Annotated in this window: 14 protein-coding genes, 2 tRNA genes and 2 pseudogenes; 5 read left to right on the top strand and 13 right to left on the bottom strand. The window is 70.4% G+C overall.

The window, feature by feature from the left end:
* Nucleotides 1-77: 77 nt before the first annotated feature.
* Complete coding sequence (locus PV796_RS19945; RefSeq protein ID WP_274914654.1) at nt 78-605, bottom strand: peptidylprolyl isomerase; 528 nt, start codon at nt 603-605, stop codon at nt 78-80.
* A gap of 294 nt (nt 606-899) precedes the next feature.
* Here PV796_RS19945 and PV796_RS19940 point away from each other — a divergent pair, with 294 nt between their 5' ends.
* Entirely contained in the window at nt 900-1,610 is a 711-nt protein-coding gene (locus PV796_RS19940) for a DUF5324 family protein (protein ID WP_274914653.1), read from the top strand.
* Nucleotides 1,611-1,903: 293 nt separating this feature from the next.
* Here the strand turns inward: PV796_RS19940 and PV796_RS19935 are convergent.
* Nucleotides 1,904-1,976 (bottom strand) — tRNA-Ala (locus tag PV796_RS19935).
* Nucleotides 1,977-2,105: 129 nt separating this feature from the next.
* Here PV796_RS19935 and PV796_RS19930 point away from each other — a divergent pair.
* On the top strand, nt 2,106-2,654 hold the full coding sequence (locus tag PV796_RS19930) for a helix-turn-helix domain-containing protein (protein WP_274914652.1): 549 nt from the start codon (nt 2,106-2,108) through the stop codon (nt 2,652-2,654).
* A gap of 65 nt (nt 2,655-2,719) precedes the next feature.
* Nucleotides 2,720-4,099 carry a serine/threonine-protein kinase gene (locus PV796_RS19925; protein WP_274914651.1) on the top strand — a complete coding sequence of 460 codons (1,380 nt, stop codon included), beginning with the start codon at nt 2,720-2,722 and terminating at the stop codon, nt 4,097-4,099.
* Between the two features lie 91 nt (nt 4,100-4,190).
* Here PV796_RS19925 and PV796_RS19920 read toward each other — a convergent pair whose 3' ends face one another.
* The 11 genes and pseudogenes from PV796_RS19920 to dnaA all read right to left on the bottom strand — a co-directional run.
* Nucleotides 4,191-6,149 (bottom strand): vWA domain-containing protein, encoded by a 1,959-nt coding sequence (locus PV796_RS19920; protein ID WP_274914650.1) that lies wholly within the window; start codon nt 6,147-6,149, stop codon nt 4,191-4,193.
* Nucleotides 6,150-6,337: 188 nt separating this feature from the next.
* Nucleotides 6,338-6,472: a DLW-39 family protein gene (locus PV796_RS19915; protein WP_016472047.1), complete on the bottom strand. Its 135-nt coding sequence runs from the start codon at nt 6,470-6,472 to the stop codon at nt 6,338-6,340.
* A gap of 238 nt (nt 6,473-6,710) precedes the next feature.
* Nucleotides 6,711-6,784 (bottom strand) — tRNA-Ile (locus tag PV796_RS19910).
* Between the two features lie 100 nt (nt 6,785-6,884).
* Complete coding sequence (locus PV796_RS19905) at nt 6,885-7,595, bottom strand: DUF3566 domain-containing protein (RefSeq protein WP_274914649.1); 711 nt, start codon at nt 7,593-7,595, stop codon at nt 6,885-6,887.
* A gap of 15 nt (nt 7,596-7,610) precedes the next feature.
* Nucleotides 7,611-10,235 carry a DNA gyrase subunit A gene (gyrA, locus tag PV796_RS19900; protein ID WP_274914648.1) on the bottom strand — a complete coding sequence of 875 codons (2,625 nt, stop codon included), beginning with the start codon at nt 10,233-10,235 and terminating at the stop codon, nt 7,611-7,613.
* A 50-nt stretch (nt 10,236-10,285) separates the two neighbouring features.
* Nucleotides 10,286-12,340, bottom strand: a complete 2,055-nt coding sequence (gene gyrB / locus PV796_RS19895) for a DNA topoisomerase (ATP-hydrolyzing) subunit B (protein ID WP_274914647.1) — start codon at nt 12,338-12,340, stop codon at nt 10,286-10,288.
* 410 nt (nt 12,341-12,750) lie between these two features.
* Complete coding sequence (locus PV796_RS19890) at nt 12,751-13,284, bottom strand: DUF721 domain-containing protein (protein WP_274914646.1); 534 nt, start codon at nt 13,282-13,284, stop codon at nt 12,751-12,753.
* Nucleotides 13,281-14,417, bottom strand: coding sequence for a DNA replication/repair protein RecF (recF, locus tag PV796_RS19885; RefSeq protein ID WP_274914645.1), 1,137 nt, complete (start codon nt 14,415-14,417; stop codon nt 13,281-13,283). The genes PV796_RS19890 and recF overlap by 4 nt, the downstream gene beginning before the upstream one ends.
* Nucleotides 14,418-14,461: 44 nt before the next feature.
* Nucleotides 14,462-15,337: a phosphogluconate dehydrogenase (NAD(+)-dependent, decarboxylating) gene (gnd, locus tag PV796_RS19880; protein ID WP_274914644.1), complete on the bottom strand. Its 876-nt coding sequence runs from the start codon at nt 15,335-15,337 to the stop codon at nt 14,462-14,464.
* Between the two features lie 172 nt (nt 15,338-15,509).
* On the bottom strand, nt 15,510-16,640 hold the full coding sequence (gene dnaN / locus PV796_RS19875) for a DNA polymerase III subunit beta (protein WP_274914643.1): 1,131 nt from the start codon (nt 16,638-16,640) through the stop codon (nt 15,510-15,512).
* Between the two features lie 986 nt (nt 16,641-17,626).
* Nucleotides 17,627-19,095 (bottom strand): annotated as a pseudogene (dnaA, locus tag PV796_RS19870) (chromosomal replication initiator protein DnaA); the annotation flags it as partial.
* Between the two features lie 803 nt (nt 19,096-19,898).
* On the opposite strand from dnaA, the gene rpmH reads away from it, so the two are divergent.
* Nucleotides 19,899-20,036: a 50S ribosomal protein L34 gene (gene rpmH, locus PV796_RS19865; RefSeq protein ID WP_003956500.1), complete on the top strand. Its 138-nt coding sequence runs from the start codon at nt 19,899-19,901 to the stop codon at nt 20,034-20,036.
* A 23-nt stretch (nt 20,037-20,059) separates the two neighbouring features.
* Nucleotides 20,060-20,428 (top strand): annotated as a pseudogene (gene rnpA / locus PV796_RS19860) (ribonuclease P protein component); the annotation flags it as partial.
* Nucleotides 20,429-20,438: the final 10 nt, after the last annotated feature.

The following is a 20,438-nucleotide window of genomic DNA, read 5'->3' as shown; positions in this document are numbered from 1 at the left end:
GCCTCGCGCCCCGTCTCAATCTACGACTGGACGGGGCGCGATGGTTCCCCGGATCGGACCGGGGCACGAGATCCGGGTCAGCGGGTCTCGATGACGACCGACTCGATGACGACGTCCTGCACCGGACGGTCGGTGCGCGGGTTGGTCTGCGTCTCGGCGATCGCGTCCACGACCTTCTTGCTGGCCTCGTTGGTGACCTCACCGAAGATGGTGTGCTTGCCGGTCAGCCAGGCCGTCGGGGAGACGGTGATGAAGAACTGCGAGCCGTTGGTGCCCGGGCCGGCGTTGGCCATGGCCAGCAGGTACGGCTTGTTGAACGCCAGGTCGGGGTGGAACTCGTCGGCGAACTGGTAGCCGGGGCCACCGGTGCCGTTGCCCAGCGGGTCGCCGCCCTGGAGCATGAAGCCGCTGATCACCCGGTGGAAGACCGTGCCGTCGTAGAGCGGGGCCTGGGTCGGCTGGCCGGTCTTCGGGTCGGTCCACTCCCGCTCGCCCTTGGCGAGCTCGACGAAGTTCTTCACCGTCTTCGGAGCGTGGTTCGGCAGGAGCCGAAGTTCGATGTCGCCCTGGTTCGTCTTCAGGGTGGCGTAGAGCTGCTCAGCCACGATCTACCTTCCATAAGTCTTCACTGACGGTCCCCGATCCTCGCACGAAGCGGTCGCCGGCCGCCGGGCCGCCACCTCTTGACGGGACTTCGTACTGATTTCCCGCGCGGGCGGCGCCGCCGCATGGCATCGTCGTCACGAGGGGCCCCGGAAAGTCCCGGATGACCCGGATGCCCGCGCACACATGCCGTGCGTCCGGCAAGCGGGCATGCTCGTCAATCGGGTGGACAGGCGACACAGCAGAGGTGGGGGAGCAGCCCCCAGACCCGGACCCCACCGAGGAGGAGGATCCCCGTGACCCGCAAGGACAGCGTGCGCGCCGCGACCCATTCGGCCAAGGACGGCGTGCGGCACGCAGCGGAGGTGGTGGCTCCTTATGCCGGTACGGCCAAGGACACCGCTGTCCACTACACCCAGGAGGCGCGCGCCCGGCTCGCTCCCAGGGTCGCCGGGGCGGCCCAGCAGGCCCGGGCCCAGTACGACACCCGTCTTCAGCCGCGGATCGAGCACGCCCGTGGGTCGCTGCCGCCCAAGGTGGACGCGGCCGCGACCCGGGCCGCCGTCCGCACCCGGCAGGCCGCCCGGCAGGCCGCCGACTACACCAGCCCGCGGCTGGAGAACGCCGTGGTCACCGCCCGTGCGGCGGCCGAGCCGGTGCGCGAGGAGGCGCTCGCCCGGGGCGCCGCGGCGCTGGCCGCGCTGCGCGGGCAGGTGACGGCCGCGGAGATCGAGAAGCTGCAGAAGAAGCAGTGCCGCCGGGCCGCCTGCGGCAAGGCCGCCAAGCGGCTGGCGCTGCTGGGCGTCGTCGTGGCCGGCGCGGTCGCCGCCTGGAAGTGGTGGGACAAGCAGGCCAACCCGGACTGGCTGGTCGAGCCGCCGGCGCCCACCGAGGTCGGCGACCGCGGCCACCTGAGCTCCGTCGAGGGCGGCCAGGGCGCCCCGCTCGACCCCGAGGTCCAGGCCAAGCAGGCAGACCCCGACGAACGGCGCGGCGACGACGCCTGATCCCCTACCGCCCCGCCCCCGGGCCGCGTCCCTCCACCAGGGCGCGGCCCGGCCGCGTGTCGGGGGGGGGGACGGCGTCATGCGTCCAATGCGTGGGGAGGGAAGGGGAGTTCGGCGGGCGAGCGCCGAGCGTGCCGGGCTCGCCGCGGCGGTTCCCTTGCGGGACGGGCGCCCCAGCACCGAAGGTCCGCCGCCGTCGCCACCGCCGACCGCAAGCCCGTCCACGGCGGTGCGGAAGCGGGCACAAAAAATCCCCTCCGGCCGCGTTTGTGCAGGTCGGAGGGGGATTGAAGTGGAGCCTAGGGGAGTCGAACCCCTGACATCTGCCATGCAAAGACAGCGCTCTACCAACTGAGCTAAGGCCCCTTCGCCGAACAGGGTACCCGGTGTCGGGCCCCTTTCCCGACCGGGTATCGCCGCACACGGTCGCTCTCCGTAGGATGCTTCGCGAGATTCGCGGCAGCGAAGCGCGATCGGGGAGACAGGGGAGACGGCATGGATGCAGCACAGCAGGAAGCCACCGCACGGGCCCGGGAGCTCCAGCGCAGTTGGTACGGGGAACCGCTGGGCGCGCTGTTCCGCCGTCTCATCGACGACCTCGGGCTGAACCAGGCCCGGCTGGCCGCGGTGCTCGGCTTGTCCGCGCCGATGTTGTCGCAGCTCATGAGCGGGCAGCGCGCGAAGATAGGCAACCCCGCCGTGGTCCAGCGGGTGCAGGCGCTCCAGGAGTTGGCCGGTCAGGTCGCGGACGGCAGCGTCAGCGCCGCCGAGGCCACCGACCGGATGGAGGAGATCAAGAAGACGGCGGGCGGCTCGGTGCTGAACAACACCGCGCAGACCACGTCGTCGACGGGGGCCACCACCGTGCGCCGGGTCGTGCGGGAGATCCAGTCGCTGCTGCGGTCGGTCTCCGACGCCGGCGAGATCATCGACGCGGCGAACAGCCTCGCCGCCAGCCACCCCGAACTCGCGGAGTTCCTGAGGGTCTACGGTGCCGGCCGCACCTCCGACGCGGTCGCCCACTACGAGGCGCACCAGAGCTAGCCAAGCGCGGTCGGCCATCGGGGAGTTGGCCTCAGGAGTCGTGATCCAGCAGCGGACGGGGCGCAATGGGTGAGATCTTCGCCGGCCGGTACGAGCTCGTGGACCCGATCGGCCGGGGTGGCGTGGGCGCGGTCTGGCGGGCCTGGGACCACCGGCGCCGCCGTTACGTGGCGGCCAAGGTGCTGCAACAGAGCGACGCGCACACGCTGTTGAGGTTCGTCCGCGAGCAGGCGCTGCGGATCGACCATCCGCACGTACTGGCCCCGGCGAGCTGGGCCGCGGACGACGACCAGGTGTTGTTCACCATGGACCTGGTGCACGGCGGCTCACTGGCCCATCTGACCGGGGACTACGGCCCGTTGCCGGCGGGGATGGTGTGCACGCTGATGGACCAGTTGCTGGCCGGGCTGACCGCCGTGCACGCCGAGGGCGTGGTGCACCGGGACATCAAGCCGGCCAACATCCTGCTGGAGGCCACCGGCACCGGCCGCCCGCACCTGCGGCTGTCCGACTTCGGCATCGCGATGCGCAAGGGCGAGCCGCGGCTGACCGAGGCCAACTACGTGGTGGGGACGCCGGGTTACTTCGCGCCGGAGCAGATGCTGGGCGCCGAGCCGGACTTCCCCGCGGACCTGTTCGCCGCCGGGCTGGTCGCGCTGAGCCTGATCACCGGGGCCAAGCCGGACGCCGAGGCGCTGATCCGGCGGTTCGCGGAGCAGGGGATACCGCGGGCGCCGGAAGACGTTCCGGAGCCGCTGTGGCAGGTGCTGGCGTCGCTGCTGCACCCGGATCCGGAGGCCCGCTTCAAGACCGCGACGGGGGCGCGGAAGGCGTTGCTGGCGGCCGCCGAGCTGCTGCCGGAGGCGACGCTTGAGGACGAGGTCATCGAGGTCTTCGACCACATCGGCCCGCTGCCGGCCGGGTTCGGCCCGGACGGGCCGCTGCACCCGTCGAAGGGCCGGCACGGCGCCGCCCCCGGGCCACCGGCGGCCGGGAGCGGTGGTGCGGCTCCGGGCCCCGCGTCCATGTCGGACACCGGCAGCTTCCACCTCGCGCCGCCGACCCCGCCCGTTCCACCGCCGCCGAGCACCCCGCCGCCGATCCCGCCGGCCGGCCCCCCGCCGCTGGGCACCCCGCCGCGCGGCACCGTCCCGGCCCCGCCGACCACCCCACCCCGGACGCCTCCCCCGGAACCCATCGAGCCGACGGACATCGTGCCGACCTCCTCGGTGCGCCCGCAGGCGGCCGCGACCCGTCCGTACACCTCCGGTCAGCCCCCGCTGCCGGCGCACTCCCCGACCGGCGGCGGCCCGGGAGCACCGGCGGTGCCGCCCCCGGCCGCCCCGGTACGCACACCGGGACCGCCCCCGAAGGTCGCGGTCCCGGTCCTGATCGTGGCGCTGCTGTGCATCGCCGTCGGGGTGTGGGCGCTGCTCGCCGGCTGAACCGGCCGCGCGGCCCGGCACACCGCTCCTGACGCGCGCGCCGGCACCCCGGCGCCCTCAACCACGACGGCGCTACCGCCCGGTGGCACCCTCACTCACCGCGCGCCTCCCCGGTGTCCGCGCCCCGCGGCCACGGCCCCCGGCCGGCCCGCGCGTACGCCGCCCCCAACCCGGCCAGCAGCAGGACGCCCACCACGCCGACGGAGACCCCGGCGATCCGGAGCGCGGGCCAGTGGCCGCCCCCGGAGCCGATGGCCCCGGAGCCCGAACCACCGCCGGACGCCTCGTCCTTGACGGACATCGCATCGGCCTCCGGCCCGGCCTTCGCCCGGCCCAGGACGGCGACCCGCAGCACCACGCCGATCCGCGGGTTCTCCGTGATCTGCGCGGCCCGGGCCCCGAGGGTGACTGCGATGTAGAAGTTGCCGTTGGCGTGGACGGGGGCGACGTTGGAGTGGGTCTCGTAGCGGTTGGTCCAGGAGACCGGGACCGTTCCCATGCTCAGCGAGGCCGATCGCCCGGTGTACGGCACCTGTGGGGTGAACTCGCCGGTCCCGCTGCCGACCGGAGCGCGGAACGGCGTATAGACCTGGGTGCTGCCGAACGAAACGTGGGAGGCGGCCCCGGACCGCGGTGCGGTGCCGAACTGGACGTCGTAGCGGAGCTGTTGGCCCCAACTGACCGGCACCTTGTACCAACGGGTCTGCGCGGGAAGGATCGTGTCCCGCCAGGCACCGGTGCCCAGCTCGCGGGCATCGTTGAAGCCGGTGCCGCCGGAGACGTCCTGGGGCGCGGTGTTGGGCAGCGTGGCGTCCTTGCCGCCGGCACCGTACTGCGGGGTCGCCTGCGCGGGGGTGACGCCCTTCCTCAGCGGATGTTCCACGTGAAACATCAGCTCGACCGGCCAGCGCGTGGCGTCCGAGCCGGTGGCGGCGCGGCGTTCGACGGCCAGCCAGTACCGGCCCGCCTTGTCGCAACGGGCGGTACCGCCGCGCGACGGGATGCGGCTGACGCTGGCGGTCAGCGGTGTGGCCGCCTCCCGCTGGCCGAAGCGCGCGGTGGAGGACTGGCAACTGCCGCCCGTGCCCTGGACGATGCGGGCGCTGACGGTGTCGAGGAGGTCCACCGAGGCGCCGGACGGGGGCACCGCGGTGGCCGAGAAGTCGGCGGTCGAGGCCGCGTCCAGATCGGTGGCGTAGTAGCGCACCTCGTTGGGGCCGATGCTGTCCAGGTACTGCCCCGGGGCGAGGACGGGCGCGCCCTTCTGGTCGTCAGTGCCGTGGATCTGGGTGCCCCGGAACCGGTAGCTGTCCGCGGCGAGTTGACCGGCGCGCTGCACCTGATGGGAGAGCGACGCGGCGTCAGGAGCGTCGTAGTACTGGCCGTTGCCGGACTTGGCGATGCACTGGAGCTGGGGGCGGTCCTTGGCGGCCGGGTGGAGGCCGACGACGTCGATGTGCAGATCGGCGCCGGAGGAGGCGAGTTGGGCGGCAACCTGGCAGGGGGGCGGGGTCTGGCAGGCGCTCTGGCCGTCGGAGATCAGCAGGATGGTGCGCTTGCCGGGGGCGCCGGCCGCGGCCTTGGGGAGGTCCTGGGCGGCCTTGGTCAGCGAGAGCCCAATGGGGGCGTCGCCCTTGGGCGTTAGGCCCGCCACGGCCCGCGTGAGGCCGCCGCGGTCCAACGGGCCGACGGGCTGCGCGAGACGGGTGTCGTCGCAACCCTTGGGCTCGTCCGCGCCGTAGACCCGCAGACCGGTGGGATAGCCCTCGGGCAGCGCGTCCGCGACGCCGCCGACGGCCTTGCGGGCGGCGGCGATGAGGGTGCCGCCGGCGCCGTCGCTCCCGGCCATCGCGCGCGAGGAGTCGAGGACCATCACCAATCCGCTGCCGTCGGCCGCCGGCGTCGCCCGGGGGGCCGCCGAGGCCGGCAGCACCGCCGCGGTGAGCGCCAGTAACGCCGTCCCCCAAGTCCCCCGGGCTCTCCACTTCGTTCGCGCCGTGGAGGCCCCCGCCTCCGGCACCGCCGCCCGCCTGCGTGGTGGTCGTGCCATCTCTCGTCCCCCTCGCGTCCCACCGGTCACCACCCGGTCATCGGCCTCACGACCAGCGGATTTGCCACTGCAATCCATGGGTGTGCGATAGCAAAATCAGGGGCCCTCTGCCCGCCCCCGACACGTACGAAACCCCGGCCGCCCTTGGGGCGACCGGGGTCCATACGAACTGTGCTGTGCGTGTGGTCTCACACACCGGAACCTGCGGGCACGGAGTCGGTCGCCTCCGTCCACAGATCCTGCTCGGCGCGATCCGCCTGGATCTGGCGGTACACGAGGAGCCCGCCGATGGCGGCCAGTGCGACCAGGATCAGCTTCTTCACCGCGCGACCTCGTCTTTCGTTGACGTAGGGGACCTCTATGTCGGCCGATGATACACACCGGCCGATATCGATCGGTTATCTAGCCCGCACTCGGCAACACCCCGTCCGGAGGCACCGAAGGAGCCCAACTCCCGCTTCTTCACAACGAATCGCGCCCGGCTTCGGTTCCCGGGACCGGAAAGTGTCGACAAAGGCATCGGCCCGGTCGGAGAAACCTCCGACCGGGCCGATACTGCGGTGCGGCTACCAGGACTTGAACCTGGGGCCTCTTCCTTATCAGGGAAGCGCTCTAACCGTCTGAGCTATAGCCGCTCGCTCGCTGCACCAGAAGATTAGCGCACTTCAGAGGCGTTCCCAAAATCGGTTCCGGAGGCCCTCAGCACGCCCGGTGCGGACGGCCCGCCGGCAGCCCTCACTCGTCCTCCGCGAGCGTCAGCTCCACGCCACCGACGAAGCCCGCCGACAGGTTGTAGATGAAGGAGCCGAGGGTGGCCAACGCGGTCGCCAGCACCACGTCGATCACCGCGATGACGGAGGTGAACAGCAGCACCCGCGGCAACGAGAGGAACGACTGGAGGTCGAAGCCGCCGCCCTCGGCGGAGCCGGTCGCCTCGCTGATCGTCTTGCCGACGGTGGAGAAGACGCCCATCGCGTCCATCACCATCCACAGCACCGCCACCGCCACCACGGTGCAGATGCCCAGCGCGACGGAGAGCAGAAAGCTGACCTTCATCACCGACCAGGGGTCGGTGCGCGCCACCCGGAGGCGGGCCTTGCGGGTCCGCGGTGCCGTGCTGGCGCCCGTACGCGGCTTGCGCACGGCCTGTTCGGCACCGGGGCCCCCGGCGCCCGTGTGGTACGCCTGGGGCGGCTGGTAGGGCTGCTGGGCGCCGCCCTGTGGTTGTCCCTGGCCGGCGGCCTTCGTCTGCGGCCGGGACTGGGGTTGTGGCTGGGGTTGCGGCTGACGGGTGTTGCTCACGGTTCCCCCCTCGTGGACGCCCTTCTCCCGGGCGCCGTCGGACGCGACGGAGCCACGGGCGCTGCGTTCCTTCGTTGCGGGCTCCGCCGCGGAGTCCGAGGTGACTCCCGCCTTGCCCGTCGCAGCGCCCGTGGCTCCCCTCACGACCTACTCCTCGTGTTACTCCGCCGCGGGCTGCTCGCCCTCGACTGCGGTGGACCCGGACTCCTCGGCCGCGCCGGTCTCCTCGACCCCGTCGGGCCCGTCGACCTCCTCGGCCTCCCGGCCGGCCTCGGCGTTGCGCGCGATACCGACGACGGCATCTCGCTTGCCCAGGTTGATCAGTTGGACGCCCATGGTGTCACGACCGGTCTCCCTGACCTCGCTGACCCGTGTCCGGATCACGCCACCGCTGAGCGTGATCGCGAGGATCTCGTCGGCCTCCTCGACGATCAACGCGCCGACCAGCGAACCGCGGTCCTCGACGATCTTCGCGGCCTTGATGCCGAGGCCACCGCGGCCCTGGACGCGGTACTCGTCGACCGCGGTGCGCTTGGCGTAGCCGCCGTCGGTCGCGGTGAAGACGAAGGTGTCCGCGCGGACCACGTTCAGCGAGAGCAGCTCGTCACCCTCGCGGAAGCTCATGCCCTTCACACCGGAGGTGGCCCGGCCCATCGGGCGCAGCGCCTCGTCGGTCGCGGTGAAGCGGATCGACTGGGCCTTCTTGCTGATCAGCAGCAGGTCGTCGGTCTCCGAGACCAACTCGGCGCCGATCAGCTCGTCATCGCTGCCGTCCGCCTGCTCGCGCAGGTTGATCGCGATCACGCCGCCGGAGCGCGGCGAGTCGTAGTCCTTGAGCGGGGTCTTCTTCACCAGACCGGCCTTGGTGGCGAGGACCAGGTAGGGCGCCGCCTCGTAGTCGCGGATCGCCAGGATCTGCGCGATCTGCTCGTCCGGCTGGAAGGCCAGGAGGTTGGCGACGTGCTGACCGCGTGCATCCCGTCCCGCGTCCGGGAGTTCGTACGCCTTGGCGCGGTAGACCCGGCCCTTGTTGGTGAAGAACAGCAGCCAGTGGTGGGTGGTGGAGACGAAGAAGTGGTCGACGATGTCGTCTTCCTTGAGCTTGGTGCCCCGCACGCCCTTGCCGCCGCGCTTCTGCGAGCGGTAGTCGTCGGTCTTCGTCCGCTTCACATAGCCGCCGCGGCTGATGGTGACGACGATGTCCTCTTCGGCAATCAGGTCCTCGATGGACATGTCGCCCTCGAACGGCACCAGCTTGCTGCGCCGGTCGTCGCCGAACTTCTCGACGATCGCGGCCAGTTCCTCGCTGATGATCTGGCGCTGGCGCTCCGGGGAGGCCAGGATCGCGTTGTACTCGCTGATCTTGCGCTGGAGTTCGTCGTGCTCGGCGGTGATCTTCTGGCGCTCCAGGGCGGCCAGCCGGCGGAGCTGCATCTCCAGGATCGCGTTGGCCTGGATCTCGTCGATCTGCAGCAGGCCCATCAGGCCCTCGCGGGCCACCTCGACCGTGTCGCTGCGCCGGATCAGCGCGATGACCTCGTCGATGGCGTCCAGCGCCTTGAGCAGGCCGCGCAGGATGTGGGCCCGCTCCTCGGCCTTGCGCAGCCGGAACTTCGTCCGGCGGACGATGACCTCGACCTGGTGCGTGACCCAGTTCCGGATGAAGGCGTCCAGGGAGAGGGTGCGCGGCACGCCGTCGACCAGCGCGAGCATGTTCGCGCCGAAGTTGGTCTGCAGATCGGTGTGCTTGTAGAGGTTGTTGAGGACGACCTTGGCGACCGCGTCCCGCTTGAGGACGATGACCAGCCGCTGGCCGGTGCGCGAGGAGGTCTCGTCACGGACGTCCGCGATGCCGCCGATCTTGCCGTCCTTGACCAGGTCGGCGATCTTCTGCGCGAGGTTGTCCGGGTTGACCTGGTAGGGGAGTTCGGTGACCACCAGGCACTGGCGGTTCTGGATCTCCTCGACCTCGACGACCGCGCGCATCGTGATGGAGCCACGGCCGGTGCGGTACGCCTCCTCGATGCCCTTGCGGCCCACCACCAGCGCGCCGGTGGGGAAGTCGGGGCCCTTGATCCGCTCGATCAGCGCGTCCAGCAGCTCCTCGCTGGACGCCTCCGGGTGCGCCAGCGCCCACTGCGCGCCCTCGGCGACCTCGCGGAGGTTGTGCGGCGGGATGTTGGTCGCCATGCCGACCGCGATGCCGGCCGAGCCGTTGATCAACAGGTTGGGGAAGCGGGCCGGCAGGACCGTCGGCTCCTGGTTCCGGCCATCGTAGTTGTCCTGGAAGTCGACGGTCTCCTCGTCGATGTCCCGGAGCATCTCCATCGACAGCGGCGCCATCTTGCACTCGGTGTACCGCATGGCGGCGGCCGGGTCGTTGCCCGGGGAGCCGAAGTTGCCGTTGGAGTCGACCAGCGGCATCCGCATCGACCACGGCTGCGCGAGGCGGACCAGCGCGTCGTAGATGGAGGTGTCACCGTGCGGGTGGTACGTACCCATGACGTCGCCGACGACGCGGGCGCACTTGTAGAAGCCCTTCTCGGGGCGGTAGCCGCCGTCGTACATCGCGTACAGCACGCGGCGGTGCACCGGCTTGAGGCCGTCGCGGATGTCGGGCAGCGCACGCGAGACGATGACGGACATCGCGTAGTCGAGGTAGGAGCGCTGCATCTCCGTTTCGAGCCCGACGGGCTCGACGCGCATTCCGACGCCTTCGATGGTGGCGGGCGCGCCCTCGGCGGTCACGCCGTCCGGGGTCACAGGGGGGTTCTCGTCGGCCATGGTGGTTCAAAGTCCTTTCGAGCTGCGGCTGTTGTGCGGGCCGACAGGGCTCAGATGTCGAGGAAGCGGACGTCCTTGGCGTTGCGCTGGATGAACGAGCGGCGCGCCTCGACGTCCTCGCCCATGAGGACGGAGAACAGGTCGTCCGCGCGGGCCGCGTCGTCCAACGAGACCTGGCCGAGCACCCGGTGGTCGGCGTCCATGGTCGTCACGCGCAGCTCCTCGGCGTTCATCTCGCCGAGACCCTTGAACCGCTGGATGGAGTCCTCGCGGATCCGCTTGCCGTTCTGCTTGCCGCGCTCAAGCAGCACGTCCCGCTCCGGGTCGGAGTAGGCGTACTCGAAGTCGTCCCGGCCCCACTTGATCTTGTACAGCGGGGGGCGGGAGAGGTAGACGTGGCCGGCCTCGACCAGCGGGCGCATGAAGCGGAACAGGAAGGTCAGCAGCAGGGTGTTGATGTGCTGACCGTCGACGTCGGCGTCCGCCATCAAGATGATCTTGTGGTACCGGAGCTTCTCGATGTCGAAGTCCTCGTGCACGCCCGTGCCGAAGGCCGAGATCAGCGCCTGGACCTCGTTGTTCTGCAGGATCTTGTCGACCCGGGCCTTCTCGACGTTGAGAATCTTGCCGCGGATCGGGAGGATCGCCTGGTACTCGGGGTTACGGCCGGACTTGGCCGAGCCACCGGCGGAGTCACCCTCGACGATGAAGATCTCGCACTTGGTGGGGTCGTTGGACTGGCAGTCGCTGAGCTTGCCGGGCAGCGACGCGGTCTCCAACAGGCCCTTGCGGCGGGTCAGATCGCGCGCCTTGCGGGCCGCGACCCGGGCGGTGGCCGCCTGGATGCCCTTGCGGATGATGTCCGCGGCCTCGTTGGGATTGCGGTCCAACCAGTCGTTGAGGTGCTCGTGGACGACCTTCTGGACGAAGGTCTTCACCTCGGTGTTGCCCAGCTTGGTCTTGGTCTGGCCCTCGAACTGCGGCTCGGCGAGCTTGACCGAGATGATCGCCGTCAGACCCTCGCGGATGTCCTCGCCCGTGAGGTTGTCGTCCTTCTCCCGCAGCAGCTTCTTCTCGCGCGCGTAACGGTTGATCAGACCCGTCAGCGCGGCGCGGAAGCCCTCCTCGTGGGTGCCGCCCTCGTGGGTGTGGATGATGTTCGCGAAGCTGTAGACACCCTCGCTGTACTGGGTGTTCCACTGCATCGCGAGGTCGACGGAGAGGTTCCGCTCCTTGTCCTCGGCCTCGACCGAGACGACCGTCGGGTGAACCAGCTCCCCCTTGCGGGAGTTGAGGTACTTCACGAAGTCGACGATGCCGCCCTCGTAGTGGTACCGCACCGAGAGCGGCTTGCCCTCCTCGTCCACATGGTCCGGGCGCTCGTCCTTGAGCGAGATGGTCAGCCCCTTGTTGAGGAACGCCATCTCCTGGAAGCGCCGCGACAGCGTCTCGAAGCTGTACGTGGTGGTCTCGAAGATCTCGGGGTCGGCCCAGAAGGTGACCGAGGTGCCGTGCTCGTCGGTGGCCTCGTGCTTGGCCAGCGGGGCGGTCGGCACGCCCTGCTTGTAATCCTGGGTCCAGCGGTGGCCGTCCGTGCGGATCTCGACGGCGACCCGGGTCGACAGGGCGTTCACGACGGAGACACCCACGCCGTGCAGACCACCGGAGACCGCGTAACCGCCGCCGCCGAACTTGCCGCCGGCGTGCAGGACGGTCAGCACGACCTCGACGGCCGGCTTGTTCTCGGACGGCACGATGCCGACGGGGATACCGCGACCGTTGTCGACGACCTGCACGCCGCCGTCGGCGAGGATCGTCACCTCGATGGTGTCGGCGTGACCGGCCAGCGCCTCGTCGACGGAGTTGTCGACGACCTCCTGCACGAGGTGGTGCAGACCGCGCTCGCCCGTGGAGCCGATGTACATGCCGGGGCGCTTACGAACCGCGTCCAGGCCCTCAAGGACGGTGATCGCGCTGGCGTCATACGACTTCTCCACCGAGGAGTCGCCCACGGCGCCGGCCGAACCCCCCTCTGCGGTAGAAGCCATGTTGTTCTCGTTGAGGTCGCCGGAGTCGGCCACGAAGCGCCCTTTCTGGCACAGCACGAGCCCTTCCACACCTGTTGCGATCTCCCCGCGAAGAACAGATGGGAGCGGCTCGTCGTTCGACTTGTTCCGCGAGTGGGCGGGATTGCTACCAGTCTACCGGTAGCGCCGACACTCATGGGGGTTTGCAGGCGCCTGAGTCGTCATGTGCCGCCCTGAACCAGCATCCGCCGACTCCCCATATGCGAGACGGGGCCCCAGGACGCTCACGCAGGCACTCAGCGCTTCGGGATGTCAACCGGCGGCGACCGCCGGTGAAGTCTCATGCGTCACACGTGTTTACACGGCTCGTACGGACGTGCGCCGTTTCACGTGAAACCGTCCGTGACCGGCCACGGACGTGCGATGGGGGTGGTGTTTCACGTGAAACACCACCCCCATCGGCGGGATTCTCGATCGCGTGGCGGCCCTCACCCGTAGGTGTCGCCGGGACCCTTGCTGCCCGGCGCGCGCAGGGCTCCGTACCGGCGCCCCGGGCCGCCCGGCCCCAGCACCTTGAGCATCTTCACCGTGCCGTGGCCCAGGTCCTCGTTGAGGCGGGCCACCAGCTGCGGTGCCAGCAGCCGCAGTTGGGTCGCCCAGGCCGTCGAGTCGCACTGGACCGTCAGGATGCGGGCGTCCTCGTCGTACCGCTGCGGCTCGCAGTGCTGCGCCACCTCGGGCCCCACCAACTGCGGCCAACGGCCCATCACTCCGCCGACCGCCGCCGGGGTCTCCCAGCCGCGCTCGGTGATCAGGCGGTTGATCGCGGCGCCCAACGGCAGCGGGTCCCGGCCGTCGGCCCGCGCGCCCGAGCGCAGTCCGCCGCGGCGGGCCTGCTTCTTCTGCTGCACGGCCGCGCCCCGGGCACGCGCCTGTTCCTTGGCGGCCACCAGTGCCTGCCGGGCCAGGTCCACCCCGGACAGCTCGGGCGTTCTGGGCTGTTCCGACTGTGGTTTGGTCACCGCTCCACCCTCTCCACGGTGCCGCCGGAGACCGCGTACCGCGCCCCGGCCAGCACGCCCGGCACATCGTCGTCCACCGCCGCGGTCACGAGGACCTGCTCACCCGGCGCGACCAGCTCCGCCAGCCGCTCCCGGCGCCGGCTGTCCAACTCGGCGAAGACGTCGTCGAGCACCAACACCGGTTCGTTGCCCTCGGCGCGCAGCAGCTCGTACGAGGCCAGCCGCAGGGCCAGCGCGTACGACCAGGACTCGCCGTGGCTCGCATAGCCCTTGGCCGGCAACTGCCCCAGCTTCAGCAGCAGTTCGTCGCGGTGCGGGCCGACGAGCGTCACCCCGCGCTCGATCTCGTTCTTGCGGGCCTCGCCGAGCGCCGCCAGCAGCGCGCCGTACAGCTCCTCGCGGTTCGCGGCGGCGGCCATCGCCTCGCCCGCCGAACCGCGGTACTCCAGCCCCAACGGGCCGCCGCCCGGCGCCAGTTGCTCGTACGCCTTGTCCGCCAGCGGCCGCAGCGCGGCGATCAAGTCGAGCCGCTGGGAAAGGAGTTCGGCGCCGGCGCGGGCCAGGTGCTGGTCCCAGACGTCCAGCGTCGACAGGTCCATCTGCCGGCCGCCGTGCCGGCGGGCCAGCGCCGCCGTCTTCAGGAGGGTGTTGCGCTGCTTGAGGACGCGGTCGTAGTCCGCGCGCACCCCCGCCATCCGTGGCGAACGCGCGGTGATCAGCTCGTCGAGGAACCGCCGGCGCTCACCGGGGTCGCCCTTGACCAGCGCCAGGTCCTCGGGCGCGAACAGCACCGTCCGCACGATCCCCAACACATCGCGCGGTCTGACCTGCGACGACCTGTTGATCCGGGCGCGGTTCGCCTTGCCCGGATTGAGCTCCAGCTCGATCAGTTGCTGCCGCTCGCCCTGGGTGACCGCGGCCCGGACGATAGCCCGGTCGGCACCCATCCGCACCAGGGGTGCGTCCGAGGAGACCCGGTGGCTGCCGAGCGTGGCCAGATAGCCGACCGCCTCGACGAGGTTGGTCTTGCCCTGCCCGTTGGGCCCCACGAACGCCGTGACGCCCGGGTCGAGCGGGACCTCGACCCGGGCGTACGAGCGGAAGTCGGCGAGCGACAGATGCGTGACATGCATGGTTCCGCGCCGACCTCCCCCGGCTGCTGTGCTGGTGGTGCTTACTACTTGCTCTCGACCGCGTGGCCACCGAACTGGTTGCGCAGCGCGGCGATCATCTTCATCTGCGGCGAGTCGTCCTGGCGGGACGCGAAGCGGGCGAAGAGCGACGCGGTGATCGCCGGCAGCGGCACGGCGTTGTCGATCGCGGCCTCGACCGTCCAGCGGCCCTCACCGGAGTCGGCGGCGTAACCGCGCAGCTTCGCCAGGTGCTCGTCCTCGTCGAGGGCGTTGACCGCCAGGTCCAGCAGCCAGGAGCGGATGACCGTGCCCTCCTGCCAGGAGCGGAAGATCTCGCGGACGTTCTCCACGGAGTCGACCTTCTCCAGCAGCTCCCAGCCCTCGGCGTAGGCCTGCATCATCGCGTACTCGATGCCGTTGTGGACCATCTTCGCGAAGTGGCCCGCGCCCACCTTGCCGGCGTGCACGGAGCCGAACTCGCCCTCGGGCTTGAGGGCGTCGAAGATCGGCTGCGCCTTGGCGACGTTCTCCTTGTCGCCGCCGTACATCAGCGCGTAGCCGTTCTCCAGGCCCCAGACGCCGCCGGAGACGCCGCAGTCCACGAAGCCGATGCCCTTGGCGGCCAGCTCCTCGGCGTGCTTCTCGTCGTCGGTCCAGCGGGAGTTGCCGCCGTCCACGACGAGGTCGCCGGGCGAGAGCAGCTCGGCCAGCTCGTCGATCGTCGCCTGGGTGGCGGCGCCGGCCGGGACCATGACCCAGACCACCCGCGGACCCTTGAGCCTGTCCACAAGCCCCTTGAGGCTGTCCACATCGGCCAGGTCCGGGTTGCGGTCGTATCCGATGACGGTGTGGCCGGCGCGGCGAATGCGCTCGCGCATGTTGCCGCCCATCTTGCCGAGACCGACGAGACCGAGCTCCATCAGAGACCCTCTTTGCACATAGTCGTTGCTGTTCGTACCCGAGTCCGAGCCTACGCCCGGGACCCTGTGCACAGCTGTGGGCTCAGCCGCTCATCAGGAGGCCGTCAGCCAGTCGCCGCAAGGGCCCCGGCAGATGGCCGGGGCCCGGTCGGCACGAGGCTGGTCGCCCGCGTCAGCCCGAGAGGCGGACGGGCATGATCAGGTACTTGTACGCGTCGTCGGCCTCGGCGTCCTTGGCCGGACGGCCGCTGAGCAGCGCGGGCTTGGTCGAGGTGGTGAAGGACAACTGGGCCACCGGGGAGTCGATGGCCGACAGGCCCTCCAGAAGGAAGCCCGGGTTGAAGGCGATCGAGATGTCGTCGCCCTCCAGGTCGGCGTCGACCCTTTCCACAGCCTGTGCATCGTCGCTGGAGCCGGCCTCCAGGATCAGCACGCCCTGCTCGAAGCTCAGCCGCACCGGGGTGTTCCGCTCGGCGACCAGCGCCACGCGCTTGACGGCCTCGACGAACGGGGCGGTCTCGATCACGGCGACGGAGTTGAACTCGGTCGGGAAGAGCGTCCGGTACTTCGGCAGGTCGCCCTCAAGGAGGCGGGTCGTGGTCCGGCGGCCGGCGCCCTCGAAACCGATGAGGCCCTCGCCCTGCCCGGAGCCGGACAGCGCCAGGGTGACGGTGTCGCCGCCGCTCAGGGACTTGGCGGTGTCCAGCAGGGTCTTGGCGGGCACCAGGGCGACCGCGGAGGCGTCCGGGTTCTCCGGCTTCCACAGGAACTCGCGGACCGCGAAGCGGTAGCGGTCGGTGGAGGCGAGGGTGACGGTGTCGCCCTCGATCTCGATCCGCACACCGGTCAGCACCGGCAGGGTGTCGTCGCGACCGGCGGCGATGGCCACCTGGGCGGCCGCCGCGGCGAAGACCTCACCAGGGACGGTGCCGGTGGCGGTGGGCATCGTCGGCAGGGACGGGTACTCCTCCACAGGCAGGGTGTGGAGGGTGAAGCGGGAGGAGCCGCAGACCACGGTCACTCGTACACCGTCGGTGGAAATCTCCACCGGGCGGTTGGGGAGCGCACGGCAGATGTCGGCGAGCAGCCGGCCGGAGACGAGGACGGTGCCCTCCTCTTCCACCTCGGCGTCCACCGAAACCCGCGCGGAGACCTCGTAGTCGAAGCCGGACAGGCTCAGCGCGCCGTCGTCCGCCTTCAGGAGCAGGCCCGCGAGGACGGGCACCGGCGGACGGGCCGGGAGGCTCTTGGCCGCCCAGGCCACTGCCTCCGCGAGTACATCGCGCTCCACCCGGATCTTCACCGGAAACCGCCTCCTGCTGTTGCTGGCTCTCGCCCTGCTGGCTCTTCGTCGTCGGCTGAGTTGCCGGAGACCAGTCTGACGCACACCACCGACAGTCGGTGCGGCTCGGGGTCAAGTCGACTCGACCGGAGCGACGGGCTCCCGAGCCGAGTTGTGCACAGGGCCCGTTTCGAAGCGCATTCCCCGGTAGATATCCGTGGTCGTAGTAGTAGGCCCTGTGGAAACCGTGGACAACTGACTTTGCGCAGGTCAGCGCCGATTTTTTGTCCACCGTGCCTGTGGGTGGCGGCCGTGGATAAGCGGCTCCGGCTGTGGACCGCGTGAAGTTCTGCACACCCCATGCACAGGGCTGAGGGACTTCTCCCCAGTGCCATCCCCAGCTTTACCCCTGTTCCCCACAGCCCAACCCCGCACCTTGGTGTGACCGCTTTCACTCGGCGCGGTGAGGGCGGGTGTTGCGTTGCCGAACAGTGGACAGCGGTGTGGAGAAGCTGGGGATCACTGGGGACAACCCCGCTGTACCTGTGGGCGGCCGGTGGACAAGCTCGCGCGACGCCTGTGGACGAAAACTCTGTCCACAGGCTGTGGATTTCGTTTGGCCACAATTCCACATGCGGCTGACCTCGCCCGATGGCCCGTCAGCAGACCGACCTGTGGATCCCACAGGGATAACTTTCCTCTCCCCAGGCTGTGGACGGAAGATTCTTGCCCAATCTGTGGAGAGAGGCCGTGACCAGGCCCGGAATCGAACAGCGCCGGCGCGCTCCACAGGTTTGGGACGACGACCGGTGGCCTACAGAACCCACCGACCGGCCCGTCCACCGCCCCCGAACGCCACTCCTCGACCGCCCCGCGAGCCCCGCAGACGGCACGGACGACGGCACCGGACGCCGTTCTCCCTCCCTCACCCCGCACACGACGAAGGGCGCCCCGGGAGCGGATCCCGGAGCGCCCTGATGGCGGTCGCGGCCGGCGGTGACCGCCCGTCAGCCGTTCTTGATGCGGTTGGTCAGCTCGGTGACCTGGTTGTAGATGGAGCGCCGCTCGGCCATCAGCGCGCGGATCTTGCGATCGGCGTGCATCACCGTCGTGTGGTCGCGGCCGCCGAACTGCGCGCCGATCTTCGGCAACGAGAGGTCGGTGAGCTCCCGGCACAGGTACATCGCGATCTGGCGGGCCGTCACCAGCACCCGGCTGCGCGAGGATCCACACAGATCGTCCACGGTCAGCCCGAAGTAGTCCGCGGTCGCGGCCATGATCGCGGTCGCGGTGATCTCCGGCGCGGTGTCCTCGCCGCCGGGGATCAGGTCCTTCAGCACGATCTCGGTGAGCCCCAGGTCCACCGGCTGCCGGTTGAGCGACGCGAACGCGGTGACCCGGATCAGCGCGCCCTCCAACTCGCGGATGTTGCGCGAGATCCGGGACGCGATGAACTCCAGCACCTCCGGCGGCGCGTTCAACTGCTCCTGCACGGCCTTCTTGCGGAGGATCGCGATCCGGGTCTCCAGCTCCGGCGGCTGGACGTCGGTGATCAGCCCCCACTCGAAGCGGTTGCGCAACCGGTCCTCCAGGGTGACCAGTTGCTTCGGCGGCCGGTCACTGGAGAGCACGATCTGCTTGTTCGCGTTGTGCAGGGTGTTGAAGGTGTGGAAGAACTCCTCCTGCGTCGACTCCTTGCTCGCCAGGAACTGGATGTCGTCGACCAGCAGGATGTCCATGTCCCGGTAGCGCTTGCGGAACGCGTCCGCCTTGCCGTCCCGGATGGAGTTGATGAACTCGTTGGTGAACTCCTCGGAGCTCACGTACCGCACCCGGGTGCCCGGGTAGAGGCTGCGGGCGTAGTGCCCGATGGCGTGCAGCAGGTGGGTCTTGCCCAGACCCGACTCCCCATAGATGAAGAGGGGGTTGTACGCCTTGGCCGGCGCCTCGGCGACCGCGACCGCCGCGGCGTGCGCGAAGCGGTTGGAGGCACCGATGACGAAGGTGTCGAAGAGGTACTTGGGGTTCAGCCGCGCGGTCGGCTCGCCGGGACCGGTCGCCGGCGCGGGTTGCGCGGCGAGCGGGCTGGGCGCACCGCTGGGCGCCGGCAAAGGGGAACCGGGACCACCCGGCCGGCCACCAGGACCGGGTGGGGGAAGTCGGAGAGGTCGCGCCGCTGCTGCTCGTACCCCGGGCGCGGACCTTCCGAGGGGCGCGGCCCGGTGCGGTCGGGACCCTGTGAGCGGTAGTCGTTCTGGTGCTGCTGGAGGTGGGCGGGCGGCGGAGCGCCGTACGGCTCGCGCCACTGCTCCGCGGAGGTCTCGCGGTCGGGGTAGCCGCCCAGGGGCTGCTGTTGCCAGCCATACTCCTCGCGCGGGCCGACCGCGTCGGTGACGGCATGCTGGGGCCACGCCCCGGGCTCGTGCCGCGGCTGCGGGTAATCCGGGTACGCGGGGCGGACGCTGGGCAGGTCGTCGCCCTGGTGCCCATAGCCCTGCCGGGAGTCGCGCCGCCCGTCGTAGCCGTCGTACGCGTCGTGCTGTGCCGGCTGGTGTTGCGCCTGGTGGTGCTGTGCCGGCTGGTGCTGGGTGTGCTGCTGCGGAGGCGCGGGCGGCTGGGGCGCGGGCTCCTCGGAGGAGTCGTCGACGGTGATCGCGATCCGGATCGGCCGCCCGCATTCATGGCTGAGCGCTTCCCCGATCAGCGGCGCCAGCCGTCCTTCGAGGACGCCCTTGGCGAACTCGTTGGGCACGGCGAGCAGTGCGGTGTCCGCGACCAGCGCCAGGGGCTGGGTCCGCTTGAGCCAGTCCTGGTCCTTGGGCTTCAGGCCGTCGGTGTCGGCCCGCAAGAGGTGATCGAGTACACGTGGCCACACTGCGGCAAGATCGGCAGGTACATCAGCCACAGGGCACGCTCTCTCACAGTCCCACGAATGTGTGATTCTCAGGACGGGCGGGAAGGAAATGAAGTTCAGCCACGGTAGTCAGGGCGGGCCTGGGGATTCAAGTTGTTGTCCACAGGCTGTGCATAGTGTGTCCTGGCCGAGGCTCTCCGCGCTGTCACGGAGCTGGTTTGACCGGATGGCGTAGCCCCGCGTACCGTGCACAGGTCGAGTTGTCGATGGCTGCTGCCGCCTGCCTCCGATGGGCAAAGATCGCGCTCTCGTGATCGTGTAGCGGTGCACTCGGGCGTGGCGAGCTACTCGTGGGCGCACGGTGACAGCCAGTCGACGCCCCACAACCTGTCTCCCGAGACAGCAAGAATTCCTGGAGCCCCCGAGTGAGCAAGCGCACCTTCCAGCCGAACAACCGCCGTCGCGCGAAGACCCACGGCTTCCGTCTGCGCATGCGGACCCGTGCCGGCCGCGCGATCCTCGCGTCGCGCCGCAGCAAGGGTCGCGCCCGCCTGTCCGCCTGATCAGCCCGACCTAGGTCCATGACGTGCTGCCTACCGAAAATCGGCTGAGGCGGCGCGAGGACTTCGCGACCGCGGTACGCCGGGGACGCAGGGCCGGGCGCCCGCTCCTCGTCGTGCACTGTCGTAGCGGCGTAACGGACCCGCACGCAGCGGGGGGAACTGTTCCCCCGACGCGTGCGGGTTTCGTCGTCAGCAAGGCCATTGGCATTGCGGTCGTCCGCAACAAGGTCAAGCGGAGACTTCGCCATCTCATGCGCGACCGGCTGGACCGGCTGCCCGCCGGTAGCCTGGTTGTCGTACGGGCCCTGCCCGGCGCGGGCGCGGCGGAGTACGACCAGCTGGCCCGCGACCTGGACGCCGCTCTCCAGCGGCTGCTGGGAGGGGCGCCGAAAGGCAGCAATC

It is taken from the genome of Streptomyces sp. WZ-12 (assembly GCF_028898845.1).
Taxonomy (GTDB): Bacteria; Actinomycetota; Actinomycetes; order Streptomycetales; family Streptomycetaceae; genus Streptomyces.
This window is presented reverse-complemented; position numbering and strand designations above follow the sequence as displayed.